At 42.5% G+C, this 24,528-nt stretch carries 20 protein-coding genes; 10 read left to right on the forward strand and 10 right to left on the reverse strand.

Going from position 1 to position 24,528, the window contains the following annotated elements; genetic code table 11:
- Positions 1–46 precede the first annotated feature (46 nt).
- Positions 47–2,704 carry a PD40 domain-containing protein gene (locus HNW13_RS03165; RefSeq protein WP_192115310.1) on the reverse strand — a complete coding sequence of 886 codons (2,658 nt, stop codon included), beginning with the start codon at positions 2,702–2,704 and terminating at the stop codon, positions 47–49.
- Positions 2,705–3,008: 304 nt separating this feature from the next.
- On the opposite strand from HNW13_RS03165, the gene HNW13_RS03170 reads away from it, so the two are divergent.
- From HNW13_RS03170 to HNW13_RS03185, 4 genes are read left to right on the forward strand one after another with little or no spacing between them, the layout of a single operon-like run.
- Entirely contained in the window at positions 3,009–4,277 is a 1,269-nt protein-coding gene (locus HNW13_RS03170) for a hypothetical protein (protein ID WP_192115309.1), read from the forward strand.
- A 2-nt stretch (positions 4,278–4,279) separates the two neighbouring features.
- Positions 4,280–6,718 carry a LamG domain-containing protein gene (locus tag HNW13_RS03175; protein ID WP_347813071.1) on the forward strand — a complete coding sequence of 813 codons (2,439 nt, stop codon included), beginning with the start codon at positions 4,280–4,282 and terminating at the stop codon, positions 6,716–6,718.
- Between the two features lie 10 nt (positions 6,719–6,728).
- Positions 6,729–6,869, forward strand: a complete 141-nt coding sequence (locus HNW13_RS03180) for a hypothetical protein (protein WP_192115308.1) — start codon at positions 6,729–6,731, stop codon at positions 6,867–6,869.
- Entirely contained in the window at positions 6,862–8,439 is a 1,578-nt protein-coding gene (locus tag HNW13_RS03185; protein WP_192115307.1) for a general secretion pathway protein GspF, read from the forward strand. The genes HNW13_RS03180 and HNW13_RS03185 overlap by 8 nt, the downstream gene beginning before the upstream one ends.
- 111 nt (positions 8,440–8,550) lie before the next feature.
- Here the strand turns inward: HNW13_RS03185 and HNW13_RS03190 are convergent, their stop codons facing one another.
- Together HNW13_RS03190 and HNW13_RS03195 are read right to left on the reverse strand one after the other, a co-directional pair.
- Positions 8,551–8,958: a GFA family protein gene (locus tag HNW13_RS03190; RefSeq protein WP_192115306.1), complete on the reverse strand. Its 408-nt coding sequence runs from the start codon at positions 8,956–8,958 to the stop codon at positions 8,551–8,553.
- Between the two features lie 162 nt (positions 8,959–9,120).
- Positions 9,121–10,104, reverse strand: a complete 984-nt coding sequence (locus HNW13_RS03195) for an FAD:protein FMN transferase (RefSeq protein ID WP_192115305.1) — start codon at positions 10,102–10,104, stop codon at positions 9,121–9,123.
- Between the two features lie 215 nt (positions 10,105–10,319).
- Between HNW13_RS03195 and HNW13_RS03200 the strand changes: the two genes are divergently transcribed.
- On the forward strand, positions 10,320–11,312 hold the full coding sequence (locus tag HNW13_RS03200) for a 4'-phosphopantetheinyl transferase superfamily protein (RefSeq protein ID WP_192115304.1): 993 nt from the start codon (positions 10,320–10,322) through the stop codon (positions 11,310–11,312).
- Positions 11,313–11,392: 80 nt separating this feature from the next.
- On the opposite strand, the gene HNW13_RS03205 is transcribed toward HNW13_RS03200, so the two are convergent.
- Positions 11,393–13,384, reverse strand: a complete 1,992-nt coding sequence (locus HNW13_RS03205) for an alkyl sulfatase dimerization domain-containing protein (protein ID WP_192115303.1) — start codon at positions 13,382–13,384, stop codon at positions 11,393–11,395.
- A 140-nt stretch (positions 13,385–13,524) separates the two neighbouring features.
- On the opposite strand from HNW13_RS03205, the gene HNW13_RS03210 reads away from it, so the two are divergent.
- Positions 13,525–14,460 (forward strand): LysR family transcriptional regulator, encoded by a 936-nt coding sequence (locus HNW13_RS03210; protein ID WP_192115302.1) that lies wholly within the window; start codon positions 13,525–13,527, stop codon positions 14,458–14,460.
- A 74-nt stretch (positions 14,461–14,534) separates the two neighbouring features.
- Here HNW13_RS03210 and queF read toward each other — a convergent pair whose 3' ends face one another.
- Positions 14,535–15,392 (reverse strand): NADPH-dependent 7-cyano-7-deazaguanine reductase QueF, encoded by an 858-nt coding sequence (gene queF, locus HNW13_RS03215; protein WP_162022696.1) that lies wholly within the window; start codon positions 15,390–15,392, stop codon positions 14,535–14,537.
- Between the two features lie 54 nt (positions 15,393–15,446).
- Between queF and syd the strand changes: the two genes are divergently transcribed.
- The gene (gene syd / locus HNW13_RS03220) at positions 15,447–16,097 is read left to right on the forward strand and encodes a SecY-interacting protein (RefSeq protein WP_101087767.1); all 651 of its coding nucleotides are present in this window, start codon (positions 15,447–15,449) and stop codon (positions 16,095–16,097) included.
- 127 nt (positions 16,098–16,224) lie between these two features.
- On the opposite strand, the gene HNW13_RS03225 is transcribed toward syd, so the two are convergent.
- The 3 genes from HNW13_RS03225 to HNW13_RS03235 all read right to left on the reverse strand — a co-directional run bounded on the left by HNW13_RS03225 (position 16,225) and on the right by HNW13_RS03235 (position 20,093).
- Positions 16,225–18,864 carry an AAA domain-containing protein gene (locus HNW13_RS03225; RefSeq protein WP_347813072.1) on the reverse strand — a complete coding sequence of 880 codons (2,640 nt, stop codon included), beginning with the start codon at positions 18,862–18,864 and terminating at the stop codon, positions 16,225–16,227.
- A gap of 89 nt (positions 18,865–18,953) precedes the next feature.
- Entirely contained in the window at positions 18,954–19,727 is a 774-nt protein-coding gene (locus HNW13_RS03230) for a Zn-ribbon-containing protein (protein WP_101087769.1), read from the reverse strand.
- Positions 19,728–20,093, reverse strand: a complete 366-nt coding sequence (locus tag HNW13_RS03235; RefSeq protein WP_192115301.1) for a hypothetical protein — start codon at positions 20,091–20,093, stop codon at positions 19,728–19,730.
- 168 nt (positions 20,094–20,261) lie between these two features.
- Between HNW13_RS03235 and HNW13_RS03240 the strand changes: the two genes are divergently transcribed.
- A complete protein-coding gene (locus HNW13_RS03240; protein ID WP_162022700.1) occupies positions 20,262–20,645 on the forward strand; it encodes a DUF3192 domain-containing protein in 384 nt (127 codons plus the stop codon).
- A 34-nt stretch (positions 20,646–20,679) separates the two neighbouring features.
- Here the strand turns inward: HNW13_RS03240 and HNW13_RS03245 are convergent, their stop codons facing one another.
- Complete coding sequence (locus HNW13_RS03245) at positions 20,680–20,916, reverse strand: DUF2789 domain-containing protein (protein ID WP_101087772.1); 237 nt, start codon at positions 20,914–20,916, stop codon at positions 20,680–20,682.
- A gap of 173 nt (positions 20,917–21,089) precedes the next feature.
- On the opposite strand from HNW13_RS03245, the gene HNW13_RS03250 reads away from it, so the two are divergent.
- Entirely contained in the window at positions 21,090–21,719 is a 630-nt protein-coding gene (locus HNW13_RS03250; RefSeq protein WP_101087773.1) for a GNAT family N-acetyltransferase, read from the forward strand.
- A gap of 68 nt (positions 21,720–21,787) precedes the next feature.
- Positions 21,788–22,096: a DUF962 domain-containing protein gene (locus tag HNW13_RS03255; RefSeq protein WP_101087775.1), complete on the forward strand. Its 309-nt coding sequence runs from the start codon at positions 21,788–21,790 to the stop codon at positions 22,094–22,096.
- Between the two features lie 826 nt (positions 22,097–22,922).
- Here the strand turns inward: HNW13_RS03255 and HNW13_RS03260 are convergent.
- The gene (locus tag HNW13_RS03260; RefSeq protein ID WP_208062794.1) at positions 22,923–24,518 is read right to left on the reverse strand and encodes an IS66 family transposase; all 1,596 of its coding nucleotides are present in this window, start codon (positions 24,516–24,518) and stop codon (positions 22,923–22,925) included.
- Positions 24,519–24,528 lie beyond the last annotated feature (10 nt).

The following is a 24,528-nucleotide window of genomic DNA, read 5'->3' on the forward strand; positions in this document are numbered from 1 at the left end:
GCAAAGTCATGAAGCAAACCTATGGTTTTGCTTGTGGCATGCTTTGTTAGTCCTGTGAGTAAAATGGCGTGTTGTAATATTGCGCGCCAATGTCTAACCATTCGTTAAGTAATTTGAGCTCATCGGCCGACAGCATATTTTGATGGGTGGTGTTATTCATCACCTCAAAAAATGTGTTACTTGAACGCGCGCCATTAGTCGATAAAATTGCCGGCACATTGACTGTGGTTAACACCGGGATAGGGTTACCGTCAGCGTCAAGAATAAGCTCACCATTACTGTCTACTTGATAAACTACGTTGCCATCGGCATCAAGCACTTCAACTAATTTGTCGATTAAAATACCATCGACTTCTTCTTGCTCAACATCGTTAAAAAACAGTTCACGGTATGAGGTTAAGTGTGCAGCTTGATCGCTTGAAGGTGAATTGATTAACGACAACTGTCCCGCAGGCACTTGCGCCGCGCCATCGGCATCGACGATATTATGGCAATTGGTACAAGTGTTATCGGCAACGATTATTTGAGTTGTTGCGTCTATCACGGGTCGAGCTAAGTCCCACAGCGGTTGAATATGTTCAACATAATTGATTTGAATGCGGCAATAGGGCGTCCAATTGTCAAAGCATTCGCTGCCATTAGGCGCCGGTGTGGCCAAATTACTGTAACTGTATTCAACATTTGGATTAACGGCAGACAATACTGGGTTAGTCCAAATATCTTGATATTTAATACTGTCGCTAAGCTCGGCAAGGCCATTGACCATTTCATTGGCTTCGGCCATGGTTTGTCCTTGCGCAGGAATGATATTACTCGTGGCATTAGGGTAGGCAGAACCACCCGCGGCTCCGGTATTAATGCTAGGGGCCTGGGCGTCGAGTCGGCCATGAGGCAGTTGACTGTTAGCAGTATGACAGCCGGTACATTCTAGGGTTTCACCCGGCGTTAACGTGATCCATTGATTGTGGCGTCCGCCAATACGCTGACCATTGATATCTAACACACTTATGGCTAAAGGGACATTAGCAGGCACTTTTATTTTGACTGAACCATCGGGTTGAATTGGGCTATAACCGACAATTTCGCGCATCAGTTGGTTATTACTGCGGCCAAAATCGGTATTGGCAATGTCTCTAACATCGTCGGGTGGCATGGGAACACCACGCACAATCCGTAAAAAGCGAGCCGGTAAGTTGGCTGCGGGTGTTTGCGATGGGTCACTTAAACGGCTAATACCACCTACGTTGGCAGTGGTGTCGATACCATCAAAGTCATATACGCTGCGAATGTGGATAGAACCAGCCAATTCTTGACTTAGCTGTGAATCAAGTTCGTTGCCGACGACCTTGTCCGCGATAAAGGTTTTTGGTTGTGCGCTAGGTTGCATCACCACCGATTCGGTTAGCACCGTCCCTTGAGCTGTTGTGGCCACCAATTGTTGGGTGTTGTTGGCATTGTTGAGTAGCCATAGCTCGTATAAAGGATCGGCTTGAATCAGATTATCGTCAGCGAGTTGCTCCGCGGTGAGTTGACCGCAGGCGCGGACGATGTCATTTACAACAACACGACACAAATCCCAACTCATTAAAAAGCGCTGGCTGTTATCGGGTAGTGGGTATAAATGATTGATTCTACCTGTTTCTGATAATGCGGCAGAAAATGAGAAGTTAAATTCTGATAACGTGGCGTCTGTAATCGCTTCGCCTTGCGCGCCAGAATTGGCAGTGGCTTGCTGGGCATCAATGTAGTCGTCAATATTAATCAGCACCGGACGTTTTTGAATCCTGGTGTCGTCCTGTGATGAAAGCAACATCAATATTTCGCCGCTAGCTAATTGTTGTGGCTTGATAAAATCAATCGCTTCGGTTTGGCCGTCAAGGGTCAATTGATGCGAATGCCAGCCAAATACTAATTCGTTTTCTGTTCCGTCTGGATTCATACGGTACAGGTTAATTCCGTGGTCGCCGCCCATTCGATCCCAGCGGCTGTATAAAATCTTTCCGCTTTGCAGAACCAATGGGTAAAAGTCATGGCTTAAGTTAAAGGTTAACTGCTTAATGGCGCTGCCGTCTGGGTCCATTACATGGATGTTAAAGGTTTCATTAGCACGGCTTTCATCTAATGCTGTGTATTGTGGTTTACCTTCATCAAGCAAAATTGCCCGAGATAAACGCTGCCTGGTTGAGGCAAATATAATTCTGCCATCGGGCAAAAACGCCGGCATTAAATCATCGCCTTGCTCTGCCGTTATGTCACTGCTGATGATTCGTTCTAAGATTTGGCTTGCTACCGTATAACGCCAGATGTTCCATTTAGGTTGTTCATCGTCGTCAACACCGTCGATTTCAGGTGCGCGAATGGCCATAAGCAGTTGTTGACCATCATCTGACACCGACAAATCGCGAATATCAATCAACTGATCTTCAGCAAATAAGGAGGCTGTTAAATTCGTCGCAGGTGAATCAGCGAAGGCATTGCGTTTAATGAGCAGTTGCGCGCCAGGATTAAAATGGCCTGGATTAAGATCTTCAAATTGTGCAGGATTTTGATCGACCGCAGTTAAATTACGCTCAATATAAGCCACAGGATATTCAACAAGAACGGGATCAGGCTGTTGATCTTTAATTGCTGTTTCGGTGTTACATCCCAATAACAATGTAATTACCGTAAACATCATAATGTTATAGCCCAAAGTCGGCCTCATTTGTTTTCCTTAACGATTTATTATCTTTGTGAGTATCATAGCAAAACCCTATTGCGGCTGACATTATTGCTTTCTAGGCCCAGTGTTTCAACATTTTTTATTAAATATTTGAATACTTTATTTTGACACGGCAAGACGCTTTTTTGGCGCCAAGTTATTGGCTGCAAGTGTCAAAAAAATTAACAAAATAAAAACTTTTAATGTGAGCCGTTGAATGATTTAATCAGCACCATTCGATTTTTATCATGTCCAAATATCAATTTCAGTTCAATACCAGGCAGTCAAGTGCTAACAAGGAGACAGTATGAAGCAACGACTTCGTACGGTAAAAAGCTTCAGCTTATTATCTTATTATGGAAAAACGATGCATTTTAAGCCGTTTATGAGTGTATTAGCACTTGGTGTATTGAGCCTTTTGTCGGCCAATGTGGTTGCTGCCAGCTTAGAGCAAGCAAAACAATTGCATGACCGCATAGCTGGGGTTCCAGCTGCCGAAACCACATTGCAAAATATGGCAGCATTACTTGATGACGGCAAACCCATCGAAGCCGCCTACCTCGCAATGGAAACACCGGCATTTTATTCTACGACGTTGAAATTATTCGCCACACCGTGGACCAATATTGATCAAGACATTTTTGCGCCGTTAAATGACTATTCAGCCACTGTGATTGGTGCGGTTAGAGACGATGTTGATTTTAGAGATATTCTGCAAGCCGACATGGTATATGTGGGTAAGAATAGTTTAAATTTACCCGGCTACAATCGCAACAATAATGACCATTATCAGGCATTAGAAGACCAATTTATTGATTTAAAAGATGGTTTAGAGCGCACCACTCAATCGAGTGTGAATGGATTACCTGCTGATGCAACGGCAGGGGTATTAACTAGCCGCGCCGCTGTGAAAGAGTTTTTCTATTTAGGCACTAACCGCGCGATGTTTCGTTTTACCTTAATGAATCATTTGTGTACCGATTTAGAGCCATTAAAAGACAACACCCGCCCAACCGATCGTATTCGACAAGATGTCAGCCGCAGTCCTGGTGGAGACAGCCGTTTATTTATCAATAACTGCTCAAGTTGTCACAGTGGTATGGATCCACTGGCGCAAGCGTTTGCTTTTTATGAATATGAGTTTAACCGTGACCAAGATCCAACGGGTGAAGCTGGAGCAATAGCTTACAACACCAGCGGTCAAACCGACCCCGCCACCGGCACACGAGTGCAAGGTAAGTATCATATCAATTCAACCAGTTTTCCTTTTGGCTATGCCACACCAAACGATAGATGGAACAATTACTGGCGCGAAGGCCCTAATCAAAAATTGGGTTGGGATAACAGTTTGTCTGGTCAAGGTAGTGGGGCTAAATCCTTAGGCCAAGAGCTGGCAAACAGTAATGCCTTCGCCCAATGCCAAGTTAAAAAGGTGTTTAAAACTGTGTGTTTACGAGACGCAGAAAGCCAAGCTGATATTGCACAAATTAGTGCTACTACGGCTTCTTTTAAACAGAACTCTTACCAACTTAAGCGCGTTTTTGCTGAAGTTGGCAACTACTGTATGGGAGAATAACCGTGAAATATTTAATGGCTAAAGGCCTTGTTATTGCCTCATTAATCATCGGGCTTTCTGCTTGTGGTGGCGGGGATGTTGAAAAGAATCCGCCTGCGCAACAAACGCCACAATCTGACGTGTATACCGGCCCTGCAGCAGCAACGGCTGATATTCAAAAATACAAAGCATCGTTGTGGGATAACATCTCAACCCAAGACAAATGCGGTGCGTGCCATACAGAAGGTAATCAAGCGCCTTATTTTGCCAGTCGAAATAACGTTAACGATGCTTATGCTGCCACGAATCCATTGGTTGACTTAACCGACCCTAAAGCTTCACGTTTAGTCAGTAAAGTCGCTGGTGGACACAATTGTTGGCTCGCCAGTGATTCAGCTTGTGGTGAAACCATGACCCAATGGATCAAGTTATGGGCCGATGAGCGTGTTAGTACGGTCAATACTATTGAGCTGACTGCACCGGTTATTCGTGATCCAGGTTCTAGTAAAAACTTCCCTGATGACAGCAGTTTATTCAGTCAGCACGTTTATCCCATCGTGAATCAATATTGTGTGTCTTGCCATAATGAAGCAGCACAATCTCCCCAGTCGCCATTTTTTGCCAGCACCGATGTGAGCCAAGCTTATGAAGCCGCCAAAGGAGTCATTAACTTAGACGACCCAGCGCAATCAAGGCTTGTGGTGCGTTTAGGTTCGGAGTTTCATAACTGCTGGAGCAATTGTGTAGACGATAGCATTGAAATGCGCGATGCGATTATGGCGCTCAGTGATGGCATTGAACTTGATGAGATTTCACCAGACATGGTGGTGTCAAAGTCATTACGTTTAACCGATGGCATTACCGCCTCAAGTGGTGGCCGTTTTGAAACTGACGTAATTGCTTTATATCAATTTAAAACAGGTGAGGGCAGCATTGCTTATGACACCTCAGGCATATCTCCAGCCGCTAATTTGACCTTAACCGGTGATGTAGATTGGTTGGGCAGTTGGGGCTTGTCGTTTACTAACGGTAAAGCGCAGGCGAGTACCGCTAACAGCAAAAAACTGCATGATTTAATTACCGCAACAGGTGAGTTTTCTGTTGAGGCTTGGGTGACACCTAATAATGTAACTCAAGAAGGTCCAGCCAGAATAGTGACCTATTCTGCGGGAGACAGCGCACGTAATTTTACCTTAGGCCAAACTCAATATAACTATGACTTTATGCTGCGCACTCAAGCATCTAGTACCAATGGCGAGCCAGCATTAAGTACACCAGACGCGGATGAGGTATTACAAGCCACATTGCAGCATGTAGTGATGACTTACAATGCCACCACTGGCCGCAGTATTTACGTTAATGGTCAATTGATTGATGTGGTCGATGAAGACATTGCGCCACTTGCCAATTGGGACGACAGCTTCGCGCTTATTTTGGGTACAGAAGCGTCAAACCAGCATGTATGGCAAGGCGATATTCGCTTATTAGCCATTTATAATCGGGTACTCGCACCTGAGCAAGTACAGCAAAATTATAATGTTGGAGTGGGTGAAAAGTTCTTTTTACTTTTCTCGATTAGTCATTTAATTGATCTTCCCAATACCTACGTCATGTTTGAAGTCAGTCAGTTTGATAACTACAGCTATTTGTTTAGTCATGCTGCCATTGTGAACATTGACGGTACGCCAGTAGCAGACAGCTTTGCGTTAAAAGGCTTACGTATCGGTATTAACGGTAAAGAAAGTGCTCAAGGCCAGTCATACGCGAATCTCGATTTATCAGTATCGGCAGCTCAAGCGATTGCAGAGCCGTTTTCTATCTCAGCATTGGGTACTATTATCGCCCTTGAAAAAGGCGCTAATCTGGATGAGTTTTTCTTAACCTTTGAACAATTAGGCGAACACACCAATGTAGTGTTACCTGGGGTATTTGTTACCCCTGCCGAGGTGCCAGCAACCACTCAATCGGCTCAAGTCGGTGTGCGTAATTTTGCTGAAATCAATCACAGTATGAGTATGCTCACGGGCGTTGACCAACAATCGACTAAAGTATTTAACACCTATCAGTTAGTTAAACGTCAATTACCGAGTCTTGAAAATATCGAAACCTTTATCTCTGCGCAGCAAATGGGCATCACCCAGCTTGCCATTGCCTATTGTGATACTGCGATTGAAGACAACACGATTCGCAGTAATTGGTTCCCAGATGTGGACTTTACTGCCGTACCTAGTGTGGCGTTAAATACCACTGAGCGCGCCAATTTATTGAACCCGTTAATTAACCAACTTATGCCATTATCGTTAGCCAGTCAGCCAAGTCAAAGTTCGGTTTACAATGAACTTGATAGCTTAGTGAGCGGTCTGTCGGTTTGTAGTGGCACCTGTACTGCAGAGCGCACCCGTACTATCGCTAAGTCTAGTTGTGCTGCCGTATTGGCCAGTGCCGTGATGCTAGTGCAATAGGGGTGACAGTATGAAACGATATTTACAGCGATTGATAGCATCAACCGTACAGCAGTCAAGGCAAACGGTTGCTGGATTGACGTTTTCACGATTAACCCATGCAACTGATATAGCCGTAATACGGGCACAAAAGGGATTCAACAATGACTAGACCTAAGCACCTTCATCCAGACAGTCCATTGTTGTTTGCTGACCATAGTAAGCCGATGACTAGGCGAGATTTTATTTCGACAGGCTTGTACAAAGGCGGCGCTGCAGTTGCCGGTTTATCGTTATTTAGCCTGTTTGCTAACCCTAACAATGCTCATGCGGCGCTATCACCCGATCTTGAAGCACTAAGAGACTCTTGCGGCATAAGCGTACAAGGGGCGGGCAAAATTCCGTTTATTAGTTTCGATTTAGCCGGTGGTGCCAATATAGCGGGTTCTAATGTGTTGGTTGGCGGCGCAGGTGGCCAGCAAGATTTCTTATCCACGGCCGGTTATAACAAGCTGGGTTTACCTGGTGATATGGCTCCGTCAATTGCTAATCCCAATGCGGGAATGTCTGATTTTATTAATACTGATTTAGGATTGGCATTTCACTCTGACTCGGCTTTTTTACGCGGAATTTTAGAGAAAGTATCATCTGATACCGCATCACGTATCAACGGTGCTGTGATCCCCAATCGCTCAGATAATGACACGGGTAATAATCCACACAATCCTATGTATGCCATTGCGGCAGCAGGGGCGAACGGTTCGTTAATGCCGTTAGTGGGCTCACGTAATTCAGATTCCGGCGGCAATTCAATGGCGCCCACCAACTTTATCGATTTAAGCAAACGTCCCACTAAAATTGATCGCCCTTCAGACGTAACGGGTTTAGTGGATGTAGGTGATTTATTCAGTTTATTGTCGCAACGTGATGCTGTGGCCGTGATGGAAAGTATTCAACGTATTAGCGCGCAAAAAATGGTGGCAGTGAACACGCAAGTTACCCGCGGTGATGTGATTAAAGATTTGGTTAATTGTGGTTATGTTAAAAGTGCTGACCTTGCCGACCGTTTTGGCGATCCATCAACATTAAACCCATTGTTAGACCCTGATATTGTCGGCCCAGGCGGTATTTTTGGGATTAATGAATTTGACTCAGAGTCTGAGTTCCAAAAAACCGCGTCCATTATGAAGTTAGTGGTTAATGGCTTTTCTGGTGCGGGCACGGTCACCATGGGTGGGTTTGACTATCACACAGGCGAGCGTGCCACAGGTGAGTTAAGAGACTTACGAGCTGGTCGCTGCATGGGCGCGTGTTTAGAATATGCTTCACGTCGTAATATGCCGTTAATGTTATACGTATTCAGTGATGGCTCTGTTGCCAGTAATGGCCGTATCGATGACTCCATGGAAGGGCGTGGTAAAGGCGAATGGACTGGCGATAACTCATCAACAGGCGCGTCATTCTTTTTGGTTTACAATCCGTCTGGCAAACCACAATTAATGGGAGGCAGCGCCGACCAAATGGCCAGAAAACAACAAATTGGTTTTATGCGCAGCGATGCATCCGTTGATACCGCGTCAGCCCCGTCGGCCAATAACGTTAACTTGTTGGTAGAAACCGTATTGCTAAATTATATGGCTCTACATGGCGAACAAAGCCAATTTACCTCAGTTGCCCCAGGACAAGGATTAGGTAATGCCACTATGCTCGATTCGTTAACTGCGTTTCAACCGATAGTGTAGAGCTTGTTGTTGCTAGCGTTGATAATTAGGTTTTCTTGTTGCTTACGAGAAAACCTAATTGCTTTAAAGGGGCGAATCTATTTGCAAACAACTGCCTAGACTAATAAAGCATTACTCAGGGTAGTGCGAGTAATGCTTTATAGAAGACTCCGTTGCTGACCAACACGCTTTTTCAGATACAAAAATATTGGCTTCAAGCTCTATTGTGATGCTTGTATCTAGCGAGCCTGCGGGCACAATCAATGACGTTTTGCTTTTATTAATAAATGGCACTGCTGCGCCGCAAGATTTGCAAAATGCTTTAGAGAATGATCTTTGAGGATGTTCGTAAGTCGAAATAAAATCGAGCCCTGTAATCCATTTTATATTTACAGTATCGGTAATTAAGTTTGACGCAAAAGCAGTCCCTGTTAGTTTTTGACATTGATGGCAATGGCATTGATAAAAGGCTTTAAAACTATCAACAACTTCGAATGTAACTTCACCACAAAAACAGCTGCCTATTAGTTTATCTTTCATCCGTTAACATCCTATTTTTGTATCAAAAAATTCATGACTCATAACAGCATATATTTTATAAATGCTGAAGCGTAACCACTTGTTAAACTCTCTAAGTCTCGCAGCTAATAATCCAATAACCAATAACCAATAACCAATAATCAATATCCAATAGCAAAAAACTTAGTCTTGTTGTAATCCTGTTGATACATGTAACGTTTGTTGATTATCTATTATGATCGCTTCGTACTCAGGTAACTCATTAATTAACGCCATGCCTTGTTGTAATCCCATGACAAAGATGGCGGTGGACAGGGCATCCACAAAAGTTGGATTTTTACCGATAATCGACACGCTGACAACATTGCGTGCTGAGTCGCCGGTTTTGGGATTAATAATGTGATGATAGCGCACGCCGTCTTCGATAAAGTAACGCTCGTAATCGCCCGAGGTTGAAATCGACTCGTCACTTAATGGTAATTGCACCGCGGTTTTATCGTCTGCCCGAGGGTGTTTTATACCAACAAACCAAGGGCGTCCGATGCGATCGCCGAGTAATGTGGTGTCGCCGCCAGCGCTGATAAGAGCATGTTCTATGCCTGAATCTTTCAATATAGCAATGCAATTTTTAACCGCATGCCCTTTGGCTATGCCGCCTAAATCAATTTTGACATCAGCATTAGCAAAACGAACTGAAGAGGTGGACTTATCGAGTATTACTGCTTGGTAGTTTATTGCTTTTAATGCGGTGTTAATGGCTGCTTGGTCGGGCTTTTGATGCTTACGATAATCGTATTGGTAACCTACTGAGGCGTAGGTGATATCAAACATGCCATTGGTTAATTTGGCAATGTCTTGCGCGTCGGTGAGTAAATCAAATAGCTCTGGGCTGATGGTCACGGGTTTTTTGGCTGCATCGCGGTTAATGATACTGAGTTCGCTGGTGGCGATATAAGGACTCATGGTTTGATCAATGCGCTGCATTTCTTGCTCTACCGCGGCAATTAAGCCATCTGCCGTTGATGCTTCGGCATTGTCAGGTAGCCAAAACTCAACATGTGCCAGCGTTCCCATGACATCAAAACTCTTTTGGTGCCATTGAGCAAACGCAGCATTTGAACTGAGTACCGATAACAATAATATGATAACTAGGCTGACTGTGCGCATGAATGTATAAGCTTTCTATGTTGTGGTGATAGCGGTGATTGTTGATGAATTAGTGCCAATCATCAACAGTAAAAGCGAAAATAACTTTTTTGATGCTGAAAATGCTTATTTGCATCACTCGCTACATGGGTGATATTTGACAAAATTCTCGCGGCATCGAGCTTATTGAGGTAGTTTAGCCGTATTATCGTTTAACAGAGTGTTATGTGTTTTTTATGTCGGTCATGTCTTCAATAACTCAACTCACTAATCATTCAGCTACTCGACCAGCCACTCGACCAGCCACTCGATCAACTGGGCTTTCTCAGCCTTATGTTTATTTTGTGCCACTTAATGGGGCGTTATCACCTGCTGATTATGAAGTGGGTTTAGCCTTAGGTTGGTTAAGTGATGATGAACTGGCCAAGGTTGGTCGTTATAAAAGCGTGTCGGCGCGTCATAATGCGTTGCAAGTTCGTATTGCGCTTCGGGCTGTATTATCGCTGCACAGTGCATTAACGCCTCAACAATGGCGTTTTAGTTACGGCGCTAAAGGTAAGCCTGCACTGACACAAGATTTGTTGGCGCAAACTGGGCTGCATTTCAATTTAAGCCACAGTGGTCAATGGCTAATGATTGGAGTATTGATTGCACCCAATGCTGAAGAAAAAACTGAGCCAACGATTGATGGAGCGAGTAACGAGTGGGTATACAATCCTGAGCAAGATATTTGCTTTGGTGTCGATATTGAACGACAGCGTAGCAGTACCGACATAGTGCCCATTTTGAATCACTATTTTACTCAAACAGAAACCAACACCTTATTGCAATTGCCCGAGGCATTACAACGACAACGATTTTTTGATTTATGGGCTGTAAAAGAATCCTACATAAAAGCACGCGGACTGGGATTAGCGTTATCACTTAAGTCATTTAGTGTTGATTTTAGCCAGGCAGAGCAGTGCAATATCCCGTTGCAACGGGCTGATAATCACAGTCAGTCAATTGAGTTACTTAAACCGGTAAAACTGAATTTTACCGATAGCAAACAGCCTGTCGCAACCGATTTTAGTTGGCAAACGGTGATGGGAAGACTCGATAATGAATACCGTTTTGCGGTGACTTTGGGGTTGGCTAACTCAGCTGTTTCTAACGTGGTAATTGAGCCTTACTCCATTTACAACACCTTATCGTGTGCCCAATTAAGCTTTGATGATTTGTTGGGTTGATGGAACCGTTGATGACTTAGCCGAAGCAATGCTTCGGCTAAGACTAAAGCCAAGACCAAGAAGATGGTACGATCTGGTAATTATTTTAACGGTACAATTTCAAATTTGTCATTGAATTGTACTAAGGTCGAGGCAATTTTTCCAAAGGCTTGTTTGTCGCCAGTCATACTGGCATCACCTTGTTCAATTAATTGCGTTAACGTGGTTTGACCTAATAAAATACTGACAACATCCGCTTTGGCAATGGTTAACGTTGCATCAGCTTTTTGAAGTTTATTAACAACAATATTGTTCAAATTACCATGACTAAGCTCTACAAATATGGTGCTTTCAACTTCCGTCTTATCGGCTTTAGTCACCACATTTAAACTAATATCGCCCAGTTTATCTGCGGCAATGCTATCTATTTTTACGGCTAAAAAGTCAAATAAAGTCGGCATATCCATTTCGCTCAATACATCTGCAGAGGCTGATTTAGGTGTGCCTGGCTGAATTCCTATTCTTAACTCTTGAGTACCGGTTAAATAGATGTTTCTCCAACCAGCCCCTTCAGCTTGATAACCTAGTTGCTCGTAGGTGTCGGCTAGTAGATCTCGAGCACTTTGGTTACTTGGATCTGCCATAACCACTTTGTTAAGCGCTGTAGCTACAAAACGGTATTCACCTTGGCTCAAGTCTGCTTTGGCCTTTGCGACAACGTTGTTGGCGCCGCCCATGTACTCGACAAATTTTGTCGCTTCTTGTTGCGTTGGCAATGGGTTTAAGTTAGCTGGGTTCATGTCAAAGTAGCCTAAATACATGTTATAAACAGCTTTAGCATTATGACTGTAAGTGCCATGATAACCATTGGTGTACCATTGATCTTTTACCTGCTGTGGAATGGTGTCCATAATTGCGTCACCAATATCTTGTAATACTACGCCTTGATTAGCTAATCGCAGTGATTGGTTATGAACTAAACCATAATTGTCGCGTTGCATTTTAAGGTATTGATTTACTTCATTGTTACCCCATACTGGTGCTGAATGCGATGCGAATAGCACTTCAACATCTTGACCAAATGAATTGATCATCTGGTTAATGTCTTTTGACCATTTTAATGCATCGCGTACTTTTGCGCCGCGTAAAGTATAGATATTGTGCATACCATCGTAGGTTAATTCCCCGCTCCATAAGGCTTTCATTGAAGGAATATAAGTGACCATTTCGCTGGCTGCTTCTGTTCCTGAGGCATCCATAAACACCATTTCAAGTCCATCGACAGTTAAGGTTTCCCATTTATCTTTTTGATTAAGTTCGTAGTCGGGTTTTACGTAGGTAATTTCACCTTTGGATAAACCTTTAGCAAGCGCAGCGTCAACAATACCATGATCATGTTTGCCCAAAGTTGCTCCATATTGGTAGCTGGCTCGACGGCTCATAGCGTTGCCTGCGAGTACGTTTTCGGCAACCACTTCGGTTGTAATATTGTTTGACCCGTACACTTTTACATCAGGATATAGCTCTTGAATCCCCCGGGCTCCGCCAAAGTGGTCAGCATGGCTATGTGAATAAATCATTGCAACAATCGGTAATGTATTCCCTTCAGGAAGGTGTTCAAAAGCAAATTTGATAGATTGCTGCGCCGCTTCTTTGGTTAATAACACATCATAAACAATCCAACCGGTTTTACCGCGAATTAAGGTCATATTTGACAAGTCAGTACCACGAATTTGATATATGCCATCGGTGACTTTATATAATCCGTTCGAGACCATATTAAGCTGTGCTTGGCGGTATAGCGACGGGTTAACTGAGTCAGGATATTTATCACTGATAAAGCTAAATTCTGCACGCAGAATATCTGCGGTGGCTTGATCAAACTCGGCTATTCTATTTTGGTTGAAACGGGTGAACGCATTTTTGTCATTAAAGTTAAGCGTTTTGGCTACCTCGGTATTGTGGGCTGCCGTTGCTGGAGTCGCTTCTTTTCCCTGGTAATCGACACTTAAGTGGTCGTGTTCATGCTGAGCGGCTAAAGCATTGAGTGACAGGGTCGAAATCATTGATAGTGCGATGATAGATTTTTTCATGGTAAGTCCTCATATAGTTAAAGATAAATGTTTTAACGTTGATGAAACTATCTTAGTGGTTAAATACCAAAAAATAACTATAGTGAAATGGTGATAAAACATTTTTTATATGAATGTATTTGGCCTAAAAAGGAATGAGTATGAACGATGCGTTTGCCAATAAATTGCCAGCATTGGATTTAAATTTACTGCGAGTTTTTTGTACTGTATGCCAGCAATCATCAATCACCCGCGCAGCAGAACAGTTAGGGTTGACGCAGTCGTCTGTGAGCAATGCGATTAGCCGTCTTAAAAACACACTGGGTTGTGAATTATTTATTCGTGTTGGTCGTGGTATTGAACCTACAGCAACAGGGTTACATATATTTAATACTGTTCAGCCAATGCTAGATACCATTGAACAAACTTTGATGGGAGTTAAAGCGTTCGATCCCAGTACCTCTAGAAGAGTTTTTACCATTTATGCCAATGAAGCTGTTATCGATTTATTACAACCGCAATTAGATAGAGCATTAGCTAATTTGTCTGTCAGGGTGGTGCTACGTAATTCACCAGTATTAGAGGCGGAACAGTTTCAAGACTTACAAATGCAAAAAGTAGATTTGGTAGTGGATATTATGCCGCCAAAACTAAAAATGTTTAGTTTTAAAAAGGTCGCCCAAGAGCGGATTATTTGTGTGGTACGTCAACATCATCCAGTGATAAAAAACCATGTCAGCAGCGATGATTTTTTTGCCGCCGAGCACGTTATGTATCGTCTACATCGCGATAATATGCGTGTTGCAGATATCATTTCTAATGATCCATTACCGCAGCGCACTTTATACAGTGAGCAGTCGTCTATTTTGAGTATGTTGTCGTTAATCAGTAAGTCGAATGCCATAGGCATAGCGCCATATACTTTTACCCAAAGCTATGCGCAACTGTTTAAACTAACCTTACTTGAATTACCTTTTAAGACTCGGCCAATAAATTTATACAGCATTTGGCCGACAAAACATGCATTAGATAAGTCATGTATTTGGTTAAGGGAAATAATTGAAAAACTGATGCATGATGCATATGGCTCTTCATAATGCAGACAGCATTAATCAAAAAGCCAATCTTAGAGAGATTGGCTTTTTGTTAATATCGCTATATGTGATGGCGATTATTGTCTCGCGAGGCGATTAGATTCAGGTGGGTTTTCAAAGTCGCTGCGGTACGGGTTGATGTCTAAGCCACCACGACGCGTATAACGTGCGTAAACGGTTAACTTAGTGCACTGGCAGTATTTTTTTAAGTCGACAAAAATACGCTCAACGCACTGTTCGTGAAACTCGTTATGCTGGCGGAATGAGATTAAATAGCGCAGCAGTTTTTCACGATCAATTTTAGGGCCTTGATAACGGATCATCACGCTGCCCCAGTCTGGCTGAGAGGTGATTAAACAATTAGACTTCAATAAATTTGAATTCAGTGTTTCAGCCACGTTTTTGTCAGGATCTGTACCACCGATTAAATGATCGGGATTAAATGCGTATTCGTCGACTTCAATATCCAAGTCATCAATACAAGTACCCGGTAAATCAATAATACGTTCGAGATTAAAATGCTTTGGTTCGATGACTTTGACGGTCAGATCACCTTGGGCACAAGCGATTAAATCGCGGCTTAACGTTTCTTGTACGGCTTCGACACTGTCAAACTTAGTTTGGTTAAAACTATTTAAGTACAGCTTAAAAGATTTAGATTCAATCAAATTGACACTGTTGATATCTAACTGAACTTCCAAAATGGCAACAACAGGCTTGCCTTTAGCATTAAGCCAAGACAATTCATATCCGGTCCAAATATCGGTACCGTGAAAAGGGAGTTGACCACTTAATTCAATAGCATCTCGGTTAAGTTTACGTGGAACCCCTTGCAGCAGTGACGCGTCATACTCAGCTTGATAAGCAGTTGCTTGGCCTAATGTTAGGCCTTTTAATGCTGCTGCATCACTATAAGGGTCGTGATTGTGTGTCATCTAATCGGTTTCCGTGTCAAAATATGGTTTTATTATAAACTACGAGTGGCTTAAGTGTCTTGTTCATCTGCATTAGATTGCTTTATAAAAAACTATCTTAAATCTTATCAAGATACGCTATCTGAATTTCCGCGCTATTATCCTTTGGGCGAAGACTCAATATGTATTCAAGGCACCTTTAATGCGGACACTGATGATACTGTGTTCTGGCAGCCCATTAAACGTGACAATGTCGCTGACTTTAGTAACGTGGAGCATGCATTAAATATTCAATTACACCAAGATATTCATGCATTTTATGGCCAGTATTTTTCCGCGCCATTACCGTTTACTGCATCATTTGGCGACGGTGAATTACTCCAAGCATGGAATCAAGATGACTTCGAAAATTTGCAACAAAATGTAATTGGTCATTTGATCATGAAGAAAAAGCTCAAACAACCAGCAACTTGGTTTATCGGTGTGCTAGGTGATGACGACGAAATGCTGACGGTAAACAATGATGATGGCAGCGTGTGGATTGAAATTCCAGGTGAAAAACAGCGCACTAAATTAGCCGAATCATTAACGGCGTTTTTAGAGCAAATATCGCCGATGATCAAACCGCCATCAAAACCCGTCGAGGAATTACCTCATACGGTAGATCATCCAGGAATTTGGCAACGCATTAAAACCATGTGGGATTATTTGTTACGCAAAAAGTAACCGCATCAAGCATTGAAGTGCCATTTTATGGTGCTTTAATGCGTTCATTGCATGCAAACACGAGCATTCAAACTCGAGCATTCAAACTCGAGCATTCAAACACTCATCTTCCTCGTAATATCCTCCTTTATGCTTCGCTTAGGTTATTTTCTCCACACTTTAGTGTCTGAGTTATTTTGTCTATGCACGCTTGTTTATCAACAATCCACAATCCGTAGCTTATGGGCAATACTTCAACGCCAGCCCGTTTAAATAATTTGTAGGTTGTTAGCTCAAAAAAGTTAGCCCAAGGCCCAGGAAAACCAATAAGGTCAACCGCAAGGTATTTGTCTGCATAACGACACAATAGGTCTATTTCGGTGCCGGCAATGGTATACCCAGGCCAAGTATCAATATTGTACTGTGTTAACGCCTCAATAAGCTCTTGCTGAAATGTGTCTATCTCTGAGGTCACGCTGTGTTTGGCATTAAAGGTTGTTATAGAAGTAACATATTGGCGTAACAGGTTGTGTTCTGGTAATAACGAGTCGTCCATAGACAAATATATCAACTGCTTTTGACGTGCCCTGGTAATGGTGACGTTAAACACATCCGCTTTATTTAAATAAGCAGTCGCACGTTTACTGTCGTTATCAATCGCAAACGAAATCAGCATGATATCCCGCTCTTCGCCTTGAAACCCAAACGGCGTGGCTACACGTATGTTGTGTTTAATGACATCTGTTTGAGGGATCTTCTGCTCAATCAATGTGGCAATATATTCAGCCTGCGCGCTAAAAGGCGAGATAACTCCAATACTATGAGTGATGCCAGTTTGGGCATCTTGTGTTATTTGATGTTGGATCTCTGCTAATAAACTCTGTGCTTCTTGTGGATTAACGCCCGATGCATCACGAGTACCGGCGATACGATGAAGGTGCAAATGGCCTGAACTGGTGCAGGGTCGGTGTTGCATGATTTTTAATTTAGATTGATAAAAAGACTGGTTACTAAAATGAATCAGCTCAGGCTTACTTCTAAAGTGTTCATCTAAAAAGGCCAACTCTTGCGCACTAGCTAATGTTTTTAACGCTAAATCTAAGATGGAGTTATCTCGATAACTGATGGCTCCTGGGCTGCTTTCGGGCACATTATTTTTGGCAAGCAATTGAGTTTGTTTGCTTCTGGCTAAAAAGGAATAATGTTTTAATTGCTTTGTGTCGCCAACAATCAATACACGTTTTGCACGGTATAGCGCAGGTAAGCAACTGCTAATGTTACATTGTGTTGCCTCGTCAATAATCACTAAATCAAACATTTCGCGATTAAGCGGCAATACTCTGTGTAGGCTGTTTAAGCTTGCTAGCCAGATGGGAAATGCGGCAAATAATGTGGCGTATTCTATTTTTTCAAATAACGCGAGTTGTTTACTGGACGTTCTACTGCGAATCGCTTGGTTAAAAGCCTGTAGCGATTTACGGTGCTGATTAACTAATGTGTTTAAGTTATTCTTTTTTAGTGCATTAAGATATTCAGCTGCCAGTGTTTCCCGCGTAACAGTGTGTTTATTAATGGTGTTTAACGCATCCCATTGATGATGCCATTGGTTTATTGACCCTTGGGTAAAAAACAAATAAACCCGTTTTAGCCATGTTGATTGTTGTGCTTGAAGTTTATGTAGGTGCAAACCACGGCGAATAGACCTGCGACTGAACGCCAGGAAACGTTTTTCCAGTTTTATCAGTAATCGTTGCAGCTTATTCAGTTCGTCTTCACATGCTTGTGGGTTTTGGCTTAAGTCATCGCTAAAGTATCCTGCGAGTAAGTCCGCGGTATAGTCTTTTAATTGTTTTAAAAATGCTTTTTGTCCTGCGCGAATAGACACGTCGCCCAAGTTAAAATTACTCGCCAATTTATCTGCAATCACATCAAGGGCTACGTCATTATTTGCCACAATAAGCACCGACTCACCGCGCGCCATATGTTCGGCAGCAACAGCAGATATGGTGTAGCTCTTGCCCGTTCCTGGCGGACCAGATACGCAGCCTAAATCGGCATTGGCAGCGATATGAATAACTTTCTTTTGTGGCGTAGATAATAACCCCGGTAAAAAGTCATATTTAAGTGTTGGGGCTCTGAGTCTTACAGCACGTTTTTCAAACGTTTGGTTAAACAGTTTACAAATAGGAGCTGATTGTTCGTTAGCGCTAATGATACTTTCTAATTCGTGAAGTACACCGCGACTGCTCGATGACCTCTCGACAAAAAGTAGCATCGAAATAGGTAATAAGCGGGGTGTTTCTTGGGTTAATGCTTTTTTAATATCTTGGTGTCCAGCAAGCTTGGGATATTGCAATAACTCTAGTGAGTTTATGTCAATTTGATTACTGCTAAAGTATGAGGTCCAAAAAGATGGTGAATGTATATCTTCATTGATGAGATCTTCTGAAAGCTCATTATCTTCTGGTAGCAATTGTTGCAGCAGGGCTTCATTGATTTCAGTGTCTTCTGTTTGGGCTGAAAAATAGAAATTATTGTTTTGTTGTTCAATGGTGGCTTCATTAAACAGCAGCGGTGAGACAACCGTTTTGAGCTCACCTTTTATAGTCACTTTACCGACAAATAGAAATCGTGCGTACAGCAGTATTCTTTCCCTTTGGTACATTGCCACTCGCTTAAGCATTGGCTCAGCAAATTCTTGCGGGATAGGCAAACGAGGTAAAAAACCTGTACCTAGTTCATCTTGCCCTTCAAGAATGAGACGATCTTCTTGTTTAAACTTGTTCACATTCCAAAGATTGATGGAGGCGCTATCTTCCTTATAACAATCTTTGTAGTAGGATATAATCTGCTGATAACTCAATGGCACAATTCCATTTATTGATGATCCCAAGACAAATTAGACACAATACGGCAAGGCTCGCAGCGAAAATGAAACATGTCTAAAAGTGGCTCATCTAGCTTCCAATCTTTAGATCCACAGCGTGGGCAGGGGCGAGCTAGCTCTGCTTGCAATGATTCGCCGCCCACACGGTATAAGTAATAATAGGTGGGGATATTAGTTAAATATTCTATCCGGCCACGTAAATCCCAACCGCGTCTAAATAGGTCACTGTCCGCTCGAGTGATCTCATCCAAAGCTGCAAACTCAGCTTTTGTGGCTGCGGCCATTTGCAGTTCATCGCATGCTTGCCATTCTGTTTGCCATTTTATGATGCGTTTGTGATCGCCATTAAAAGTAGCAGGCAGCTGATAAAGAGGTATTGGTAACAGGTTATCGCCATTACGCAGTGGCGAACACATATGCACATAACTGGTATACAGCAGTTGCCATGAAGGCGTGTCGGTATTGCTGGCTTCGGAGTTTATGTCTTGGCCGATGAATTTCTCTCTAGGGGCCAATAGTTTCGCTGCAGTTAGGCCTGCTAAGGCCACTTTTACCCATGGGCTACTGTGGCGGTTAGCTAAGCTGGTTTTTTCAGGTAACAGCAAACGAACTCTAAATTCACCGTCATTAAAGGCGACCGCAAATTCACGTCCTAAAATTTGTCCATTAGCTCGTAAGGCTTCAAGAAAAGCGTTAATGGCTTTCTCTACCGTATCAATTGTCGTATCGGCAAAACATTCAAAGCGTAGTTCGGTGACAAACATCTACTGCTCAGCCTTATTATTGATTATGTAGCTTTGAGTCATATTATTTTGTAATTGGTTTTCTAACTCAGTAACTCGTTGGGTTAGCTGACTAATGTGTTGTTGTAGGGTCATAACCTGTTGAATCACTTGAGTAAGATCGGGTTGATCATGTGATGGGACATCGGCTATTGATGGAATGTCTGCTAATTCCGGTAAATGTTGCCACTCAGATTTAGGCAGCGCCTTAAATTGTTGTAAACCTTGGATAAGGGTAGGCATCGGAATGCTATTGCCTAAACGGCTTTTTATCAGCGCCAAGCTGGGCGTATGCCCATTGTTAGCAATTGATTTTGCTGCGGCAAGTACTTGTTCAATTGGACTCATTGTTGGTTTAATTCCTTAATTCCATAATTCCATATAGTGAGATTAACTAATTTCTTGTTGAGTTAAAACATAAAGCTATATAAATCAGTATATTATTTTATGGCACGATTTTGGCTTAAAGGATCTGTAAATACAATGCGGATTTTATTTTAACAAAAAGGATGCAACATGAAATTAAAACTTATCGCAGCGGCATTAATTGGCGCAACATCACTAGGATTAAGTGGTTGTGTTATTAGTGTCGGAGACCATGAATCGGGTAAAAGTGCTGATTATTGGCAAGTGCAACAAGATAAAAATCGTGATCTGTTGAGCAAATTGTCTATGGGAATGAGCAGTGATCAAGTCACAACCTTAATGGGAACGGCTGATTTTAGTGAAGCTTATACCAAGTCGGCTCAAAATAATGCAGAGCAATCCATCAAAGTGTTGTTTTATCGTACCCAATGGGCAGAAGGCGATGGTAAAACAACCAAAGATGAATGCACGCCAATTGTGTTCAAAGATGACGTTTTAGTGGGCTGGGGTGATACCGCCTACAGACAGCACTAATTGCCGAGTGAGGTTATCCGACATTAAGTGTTAATTACAATTTAGCTCGCATCATCACGTCCAATTGGTCAATCACTTCTGACCATTGGGCGTCTTGTAATAATGCCTCTTTTAAAAATGCTTTTTGACCTGAATTCCAGCAATCGGCATCAGTAATTAATGTGTGTTTATCCAGTTTGTTTTGGATAACAAAGTCGTCGATTCCCTCTTGATCGTGAGGCAAACCTAATTGCTTAAATAAGTGACTTAAATCATTTGATGTAGTGTCCATTTGGCGCATTCCTTATGATGGTTAGATAAACAATTTTAGTATCCGTCTTGATGAGATAAATTGCAAACAACTGACACTCACAACCGCTAACAGGTAAAATGGGTAAACAAAACTTGTACAATGTTTCAAACTTGTTAAGTTAACTTTAGCGAGTTAACCAACAAGGAATAATAATGGACAATAACACCTTGGAAACTTTACGTGCAGTCTATTTGACGGCAGAAGACTTACGAGTCGCAGCTTCTATTCTTTATAATGCTTATCATGATGATCCCTATTTTATCGAGGTACTTGGGCAAGATGACAATCAACAATACGAACAGAAACTTCGAGCGGCGATTCGTGAAGAGTTAAATGAACTGTGGCAACAAGAACAACCTTTAATTGGCCTATTTGACGGTGACCGTTTAATTGGGGTTGCCTGTGTGATTACGCAACAAGTACCTTTGGGTGAGGGGCGTTATTGGCATTGGCGTTTTAAAATGATGTTGGGTACAGGATGGAAATCAACTCAAGGGTTAATGCAAAAAGAGACCTGCATTTTAGAACATCTTCCTTCGCAAAAATGCGGGGTTTTGCAATTTATTGCCTTATCCCCCAATGAGCAGCAAAAAGGTTATGGTGCCAAGTTAATTCAAGCGGTATTGAGTTGGTGTGATGAGCAACCTGGGCTTGATGGCATTGGGGTATTTGTGAGTAACTCTTCGCACCATCAAGCATTCGTGAAACAAGAATTTGTCAGCATTGCCACTGTGAGTATTGGCAATATTGAAGGTGAAATATTGTTTTACAGTAAGGCATAGTGTCTAAAATGAAATAATCTAATACTAACAGAGCATACCATTAGCGAGTTGTTAATAAGGAGTGAGTAATGGAACCTAAGCGTTATTCTTCATTTGCAGAGTTTTACCCATTTTATCTGTCGCAACATCAAGATCCCGTTTGTCGAAGACTGCATTACATTGGCAGTAGCATTATTGTTGTGATTATTATTAACACTCTGATTAACCAACATTGGTGGCAGCTATTGTGGTTGCCGGTAGTCGGTTATGGTTTTGCATGGTTAGGGCATTTTATATTTGAAAAAAATCGCCCCGCAACATTCACTTATCCGCTATACAGTTTATGGGCAGATTGGGTCATGTTTGGTCAAATGATAAAGCGTTTATGGCGCAAATAACCCTGGAAGTATTAACTTGCTCACGCTTTTGTAAGCAATATCCTACAAGTGTGTAAGGGATCTTATCTAAAGTTGTCAGTGTTTAACGTTATAAATTATTGTTAATCTTTTAAAATCAGGCAATTACATTTTTCTAACGATTTACTGACATGTGAGATGTGTATTTAAATGGAGTAGAGTGACTTTTCTCGGCGTTTATTTTGGCTAGAATGTAGTTATCGAAAGCGGGTCATCAGTTGGTTTTCTTAGGATGAGAAATAAGACTAATGATGCTTAAGAATATTAGGGATGATACTAGGACACGCTCACGGATTTGAGCATAAGCTCGGCAAATGGATAGCCGAATCAAGGATGGGTGAAGACAGTAAATAGTCGACACAAGGAAAAAAAGGATAGGGCTGCAGGATGCAGCTGGGATAATTCAACGGATTGAATAGATTTACCGCTCAGCCAACGGATAGGCTGTTCAACGGAATGAAACTCATGCGTTTGTTTGTGTTACACAAATAGACAAGGAAATGAGAACAGGGAAAAGGACTGCAGGAAGCATGTTTACATGGATGGTGCAGGGAGCAAATTTCAGCCGGATTGCTGACAAAAGTGTTAACGGGCACAACCTTATAACTTAAGGTTGTGCCTTTTTGTTTTCTGGCGGAAATTATCCAGCATTAGAATAATGTATTGGTTACGATGATGTATGCTTCGTTACCCTTAAAGCACAGTGCTTAAAGTTATGCAGATGCCAATTTATGATCATTTTTCTGTTTAGTTAGCATTAATGGCTAATTTATATATATAGACCGTTTAAATGTAAGCGTCCGGCGAACTACGCCTTGTCTAGTTTAACCTCCCAGGGTAAAAGGCTGTTGAGATCGCATTTAGGGTAGGATAATTGTTCTAAGCAGTGTTCGATGTAATCAAACGGGGTGAGTCCATTCGCTTTAGCCGTTTCTATGATGCTGTACAAAATTGCACTCGCCTCAGCGCCACGATGATTGTGATTGAATAGCCAGTTTTTACGCCCTATCACAAAGGGTTTTACTGCCCGCTCTGCGCGATTATTGTCGATATTGAGTCGGCTGTCTTCTGTATAACGGCTCAACGCTGACCATTGATTGAGGCTGTAATGGATGGCTTTGCCTAGTGGGCTTTCTTTTGACACTTGCTGCACTGATTTATCCAGCCATTGCTTAAATAACGCCAATTGGGCACATGAATGGGTGCGCCTAAAATACAATCGCTCTTCCAGGCTCAGTGCTTGTATTTGGGTTTCAATACGGTACAGCTTGGCTATCATGCTCAATGCCATATCCGCTTTACTGACTTTGCCTGCTTTGGGTTTGCCTTGTGCTATTAGCGCTTCTTTGAACTTGCGCCTAGCATGAGCCCAACAACCTACAAGCTTATTACTTGCCTGCTGATACGCTGCGTAGCCATCGACTTGTAAATAACCATTAAATACCGTTTGCTCGGTGGCAAGAAAACGGCTCACGCAGGTGCCCGCGCGGCTACCGTCTTGGTAGTCGTACAGTACGATATTGCGCAAACCTTGATATCGAGGCTCAGTGCTTGGTTTATCCGCGCCAGCGCAATACACCCACATGTAGGATTTCACCCGCTCATCGTTAATCACTTTAAGCGTGGTCTCATCGGCGTGGATGACATCTTGTCTTAATAAATGGTGGTGGAGTAAATCATATAAGGGCTTGAACAGCGCTGCAGATTTCATCATCCAATCTGCCATGGTTTGCCTGCTTAAGGCGATACCGTGTTGTTTGAACAGTGTTTCTTGCCGATAAAGGGGTAATGCGTACTGATATTTACTGGTAATGAGTTGGCTTAGTAAGCTTGGTGTCGCCACACTTTTAGGGATAGGGCTAGCTGGCACGGGCGCTTGCTTGATATTGGCCTGGGTTCCTTTGGTTTCACAATGCTTGCAGCTGTATTTTAATCTAACGTGCTCAATCACACTGATTTGCGCCGGAATAAACTTCAGCTTCTCACTACTGTCCTGGCCCATTAACGCCAGCTCATGACCACAGCACTCACACTGCTTATCTTCATCACTGATGTCATGGATAATCACTTCACGTGGCAGGTCTTTAGGCAGTAATTTACGCTTGGCGCGCTGTTTAGGTGACACAGGCGCGTCAGCATCTGCTGTTAATTCAACAGGCTCATCAACCGTCACTTCTGCTTCGTTAAACAACTCACCTTGATAGTCATGGCTTTCACTGCTGGCGCCGAAACGTTGTTGCTGGGCTAAGCGAAATTGTTCAAGCAAACGCTGCACAGAGTGTTTAAGTTCGGCGATTTCAGCGTCTTTCAACTCGATAACATTATCTTTAGCCGCCAGCGTCTCAAGCAATAATTGCTTAAGTAAATCAACGTCATTGGGTAAGTTATCAGGGCTTAATTTCATGGTGTTATTA

Source organism: Shewanella sp. BF02_Schw (assembly GCF_014596695.2).
Lineage (GTDB): Bacteria > Pseudomonadota > Gammaproteobacteria > Enterobacterales > Shewanellaceae > Shewanella.